Here is a 5,807-nt window from a genome sequence, read left to right on the forward strand (position 1 = left end):
GTGCCGTTAGATGTGCTTCACGCAAAAACGCGTCGAAATAGTCATTCGAGAATTCAGGCAACGGCTTTGCCATCGCGACGTGACGCACCGCCCGCGCGTCATACACACGATAGACCTCTTTCATCCCGCCCCGGCCAATTAGCTCAGGGTCCTGGTATCGCTGCTGGATTCGCGAAATCGAGCAGTACAGCGGACAAATATCGTCATCCGATTCCAAGTAATCACCATACGTCTGCGATGGATCCGCCTGATCGAATAACTCGTCTACAATCGGTTTGATCCGCTGAAGCGCTTTACGACGGGAATGGCTGCTTGTCATCAATCGGTTTAACGATCTCGATAGGGAAGATTAAGAAACGCGGCACGACACGCCAGCGATATCAAGATGATGAGTTGTTGTCGGGAAATTCCAATTCCCGTCGCAATTCATACGCTTCGCGGACAAGGCGTTTTTTGACGCGATGCTTCAACACGTACACGCTCTCTTCGCTGATATTCAATTGTTGACTGATCTCGGTGGCCGATTCGCCCTCGACACTTCGCACAAACACATCGACGGCGTTTCCCGAAAAGATGGTCCGCAGACGCTCGAGCGCCAAGTCAACAATATGCTCTTTCCACTCCGCTTCAATCTGCAATTCTAATTCGGGTCGATCAATCAGTAATTGTTCGACGTCGATTGAACCGGAGTCCACGGTATGTCGATCACTTCGTCGTTTGCGATGCCAGTCGACGAGAGTGCTGTGGATTAAATACGACAACCAAGTGCGAAAACGAGCTCGCTGAGGTTCATGCTGATAATTGACCAAGTCTTTCCACAAACGCATCAGCACCAATTGGCAGACGTCATCGACATCCGAACGAGCGACGCCCATATGAGTCAGAATGCGACCAATAAATGGCTCGTAGTAGCCCAGCAATTCCTCCCAGGCTGGATGGTCTTTTCCAGACTGCGCAAGCTTTAGCAACGAAATTCGGGTCAACAAGTTATGTGATTGAATATTCATTGAAAAAGGCAACGAGGGTGCCACTACGACGACTTGATAGCGAGTCGCTCTGCATCCGCAAAGTAGGCATCGCCTACCACAACTTTCCTATTGTAGGATCCAAACCGGTGTTTCGTCGGTGCAAAATCAAGATCGATCTCGAAAAAACACCCTCCTGATGAGGTTGGAGGGCGGATCAGGATCCGCCGGTATCAAGCTGCCAGCAGATACGCGAATTGTGAATGATGGCATGGACTGCCATATTCATCCTTTGAACACCGGGATTGAGATGATGGAGCTGAAAAACCCGCAGTCCTAAATCAATAGTTCAGTGTTCCACCACGGGCAGGCTTATTTCGTTCGCCTTCCCACCACTCGTTCGGGCCTTCGGCTTCGATCTGCTTCCAAAGTGCCAGCAGTTGTTGTTTCATCGCCTCGGTCTTTTCAGGCATCGCCTCGGCGAGATCGTTTTCTTCCTTCCAATCCTTTTCAATCTCGAACAGTTGGAACTTGGTAAGGGTATCATTACCCACGATTTTCCAATCACCGATCCTCATCGCGACGCGGTCTTGTGGTGGCGAGACATGTGTCCGCCAGAACAGCGGGATCGGTCGATCGACAGGCTTTCCGGATAACGCGGGCACAATGTTGACGCCATCAATCGTGCGGTCCTTTGGCAATGGGACTTCCGCGATCGCAAGCACCGTGGTGAAGATATCGGTTCCCACGACCGGAACGGAACTAGTGGTGCCGGGTGAAATATGGCCGGGCCAGCAGACGATTCCCGGCACGCGGATGCCGCCTTCGTGATCACTGCGTTTGCCACCACGCAATCCGCCCGTCGTGCCTCCGTATCTGGCCACAGGGCCGTTGTCGGAGGTAAAGAAAAAGAGTGTGTTGTCGCTGACGCCTTCAGCATCAAGCGTCTGCATCACCTGTCCGACTGCGTCATCGAGCTGGGTAATGTTGCCCATGTACGTGCGATTGTCATGTTCGCCGTAAAGGGCTGAGAATTTGGGGTCCGTCGCGATCGGCGAATGGGGTTCATGGACCCACACCGACAATGCAAACGGTTTGGATTTGTTTCGTTTTTCGCTCAGCCACTCCGTGGCCTCCGCCGCCACGATTTGTGCCGAATATCCTTTCTGCTCACCGATCGGTTCTCCGTTGCGAACAAAGTTGTCCGGATTCTTGTGACTTGGATGCGCGTTGTTATGCGTCGCCATCCAATGGTCATAGCCGTGGTCGCCTGGTTGTGGGTATTCAGCGGTATTGAAGTGAGGCAACGAATTGAGGTGCCATTTCCCAACGTGGCAGGTTTCGTAACCGATCGATTTGAGCAGTTTTGGATAGGTAATCTCGCTCTCACGTAGATGCGCTTTATGATTCCCCGACAAGTGTCGCCAAACACCGTTGCGATAGGGATGGCGTCCTGTCAGGATCGCTGATCGAGACGGAGAGCAAACGGCGCAAGCCGAATAGCACTGCGTTAGTTTGACGCCGCGGGCCGCCAATTTGTCCAAGTTGGGCGTTTTGATTAATTCGTGTCCATAGGTTCCCGAGTCACCCCACCCCATGTCGTCCGCCACAAAGACAACAACATTAGGTCGTTCCGATTCACCGGTGCGATTGGGTTCATCCGCGAACGATGGAAGAATCGAAAGTCCGAAGGCCGACAGCAGTGGTAAAAAAATACGTAGACTCATGTTAACTCGATTGTTGGAAGCGATATCGTTTTGAGGGATTCTATTTCTGGTTCGATTTTTAGGACGCCGAATCGTCCAGGTAGCCCAGCGAAACCAGGAATGCACGGGTCTTTTGCATCACTTGTTCGTAAACGCTGGTGTCTTTGGTTTTTGGACGAAAAAAAGGTGAATTGAAGAATCCGTGGATCTGGCCTTCAAAAGCCACAAGCTGACATTTGTTGCCGGCGGCTTCCATCAATCGCGCGAAGCGTTCCGCGTTCTCAAACGGCACCGTCGTGTCCGCCGTGCCGTGCAACAATAGCGTTGGCACGATTCCAGGTCTGACATGATGACATGGCGAGATATCGGTCTGTCGCGCTTCGCCCACTTTGGATAACCCATAACCTTTGGCGGTGGTGTCCAAAACGGGATTAAACAGGATCATTGCGTTGGGACGCGAGCTGACCGTCCGATCTTCGTCTGCTTCCTCTTCGCCTTGAATCACTCCGGTGCAGGCGGCGATGTGTCCGCCCGCCGAACCGCCCGAGGCTACAATTTTCTCGGGATCGATTCCAAGTTCGGACGCGTGCCCGCGAATCCAACGCACCGCCGACTTCGCATCCGTGACCGATTCAAACGGTGTCGTTTTGTTGCGGCTCTTGACGCGATAGTCGGCCGAGAAGGCGACCATACCGTCGTCGGCAAGCGATCTCGCTTGTTGGAAAAACTGTTTGGGGTCTCCGCCCGTCCAGCCACCGCCGAAGAAGAAAACAATGGCAGGAGCCTTGTCGTTCGTTTGATGTCCCTTGGGTTCGAAGACATGTAGTTTCAGCTGTACATCGCCAATGGTTTTGTAAGTCACGACGCGATCCGGCGTGAAGTCATCAGCGACAAGACACCGATTGCAGAACAACGCAAGTGTCATGAATACGATCATTGTCTTCATTTCGTTACCTCGATTTGGCGGCAGCGTGCGGAGTCCGCTACCTTACTTATTCTGGTGTGCTGGCAAATTGGAAATGTCTTTTCTATTGAACCCATCATCGGGCTGATCGGAAAAACGATATGGATCAAAGTGTTCGCGCATCTCGTCCAGCAGAATCTGCTCCATTTCCTCGAGCTTCTCGGCATAAGCCGGATCATTCGCGAGATTGGTTTGCTTCGGATTCGGCTTGTACTGCGTTAACGCAATCAGCTTCGGATCGTTGTGCTGGGGCAACAGTTCATCTGGGTTTTCGGCCAAGTTGAAAAGCTGGGTTTCGTTCACGCCGTCTTGGGTCGATTCATAGCGGATCAGTTTCCAATCGCCTTTCTTGACACATCGCATTCCCGGTTTTGCACCACCGCAATATGCGCCATAGAGCACATCGCGAACGGTATCCTGCTTGCCTTCGAGAACTGGTTTAAAACTAATGCCTTCGCTGGTCTTCGGCGCTTCGATCCCAGCCAGGTCGCACAAGGTCGCGAGCGCATCGAGATGGTAGATATTCCCCAGTACACGAGATCCTGGTTTGATGCCGGGACCTTTCACGATGTAGGGGACACGGAAGGTGTGCTCGTAGAGGTTCTGTTTGCCTTGCAGTCCGTGCCGGCCGATCGCCATTCCGTGGTCGGACGTATAGAAGATATAGGTGTTATCCAGTTCGCCCATCTGCTTAAGCTTTTCTAAAACGGCACCAATCTGGATGTCGATATTTTCGCTACAGGCAAACTCGCGGCCCAGCTCGTTGCGAATGGTGCGCTCATCACGGTTGGTCCAAACCCCGCTGACGTTTACCTCGTCACGCACCTTCATATCCGTATTGTTGAACGGGTGTTTGGTGAGATAGTTTTTGGGAAGTTTCGGCTGCTTCGGATCGGTTGGCGGGAGGCTGTTTTTGTCCCGATGATTCACGGCGCCATATTTGGCCAGCAACTCAGGCTTCCCGTCGCGTGTATCGTGAGGATGCGAAAAACCGAAATAGATTAGAAATGGGTCTTGGTCGTTGGAGGCCTCGCGTTGCTCAAGATAGTTGAGCACCTGTTTGGCATGCCAACCGCTGCCTGACTCATCCGTGCCGCCTCGTTTGGTGGCATCATGAACCACTGTAAACTTAGCATTCGCAGCTGCGTAACTATTCCCTTTCTTGCAGGTTCGCATCGTGTCGTACCCCGCGTCGTTGAAAACCGCTGCCAGGGTATGGTCTGCAAGATTCGCAGGGATATGTTTCGCATCCACCTCAAGCAGATTCCGACCGAGTTTTGGTTTATCCGGAACATGCCAAAGCGTGCGGCCGGACATGATCATATGGCGCGATGGAGTGCACACGCCGCCGCACCAAGCCCCCATCTGATGGGCTCCATCGATCACCAAACCCTCGGCGGCCAGACGGTCAATCACCGGGGTCTCTAGCGCTGAATCCTGATCGTAGATTTTAAGATCAAAGGGCGATTGGTCATCGGCAACGATGTACAGGATATTGGGTTTGTCGTTGGCAGCAGAATTTTCTGATTCGAGCACGTCGACCGCAAGCTCCTGGAAAGCGGTGTTCTCGCCGCCACCCGTATCGGTAACTGGGGACACGGCCCAGACAATCCAGCGGAATTGACCGAGCGATTGTCCGGCCGCTGCCCGCAACGATGTCGCTGTGAACTTCGTCTTTGCCTTGCCGGTCGTATCAATGGTGCCAAGCGGAGTAAAACGGGTCAGATCCCATCCCGGATCGGTCGCCGCGTCGCTGCCGTAAAGGACCATCTTTTGAGCACCGCGGATCCCTTTCCAATTGTGAGACCAACTGGTGATGGCGGAAACGGATTGTTTCGAGCCCAAATCCATTTTATAGGCTCCACCACGAACCCCATTTCCGAACACCGGCCCGATTGCCGCAGCCAATTTTCCGTCCGTCAATGACTTCAGCGGATCATTGCGGGTTGCCGGATTCGCCGTGACCTTTCTACCTGATGCCGGCGACGGCTTCAGCTTCTGAAAGTCATCGGCACTCGATGCGGTTTCAATCACCACGGTTGATCCCGGCAGTACGAAAGGTTTCATCGCGGGATGAGCCGGTCCCATCGGAACGGCACGCTGTGAAGTGTTATGCCCATCCAGGTCGACCTTTTGCGTGCCTTTTAAGGCCTCGGACGCATCATGATGAAT

The 5,807-nt window shown here is 53.1% G+C and carries 4 protein-coding genes and 1 pseudogene; all 5 read right to left on the reverse strand.

Features of this window, described 5'->3' with window-relative positions; all coding sequences use genetic code 11:
- A pseudogene (locus RMSM_RS09745) lies at positions 1 to 319 on the reverse strand (serine/threonine protein kinase); the annotation flags it as partial.
- Between the two features lie 61 nt (positions 320 to 380).
- Positions 381 to 1,007, reverse strand: a complete 627-nt coding sequence (locus RMSM_RS09750; protein ID WP_008694849.1) for an RNA polymerase sigma factor — start codon at positions 1,005 to 1,007, stop codon at positions 381 to 383.
- A 299-nt stretch (positions 1,008 to 1,306) separates the two neighbouring features.
- Positions 1,307 to 2,692, reverse strand: coding sequence for a sulfatase-like hydrolase/transferase (locus RMSM_RS09755; RefSeq protein WP_008694857.1), 1,386 nt, complete (start codon positions 2,690 to 2,692; stop codon positions 1,307 to 1,309).
- A 58-nt stretch (positions 2,693 to 2,750) separates the two neighbouring features.
- On the reverse strand, positions 2,751 to 3,617 hold the full coding sequence (locus RMSM_RS09760) for an alpha/beta hydrolase (RefSeq protein ID WP_008694858.1): 867 nt from the start codon (positions 3,615 to 3,617) through the stop codon (positions 2,751 to 2,753).
- Between the two features lie 42 nt (positions 3,618 to 3,659).
- Complete coding sequence (locus tag RMSM_RS09765; protein WP_052031565.1) at positions 3,660 to 5,171, reverse strand: sulfatase family protein; 1,512 nt, start codon at positions 5,169 to 5,171, stop codon at positions 3,660 to 3,662.
- Positions 5,172 to 5,807: the final 636 nt, after the last annotated feature.

This window comes from Rhodopirellula maiorica SM1, assembly GCF_000346295.1.
GTDB lineage: Bacteria > Planctomycetota > Planctomycetia > Pirellulales > Pirellulaceae > Novipirellula > Novipirellula maiorica.

Bases quoted from the DNA above. Each gene is read 5' to 3' on its own strand.
- RMSM_RS09755 (WP_008694857.1), bottom strand. From the start codon at position 2,692: ATGAGTCTACGTATTTTTTTACCACTGCTGTCGGCCTTCGGACTTTCG.
- RMSM_RS09750 (WP_008694849.1), bottom strand. From the start codon at position 1,007: ATGAATATTCAATCACATAACTTGTTGACCCGAATTTCGTTGCTAAAG.
- RMSM_RS09760 (WP_008694858.1), bottom strand. From the start codon at position 3,617: ATGAAGACAATGATCGTATTCATGACACTTGCGTTGTTCTGCAATCGG.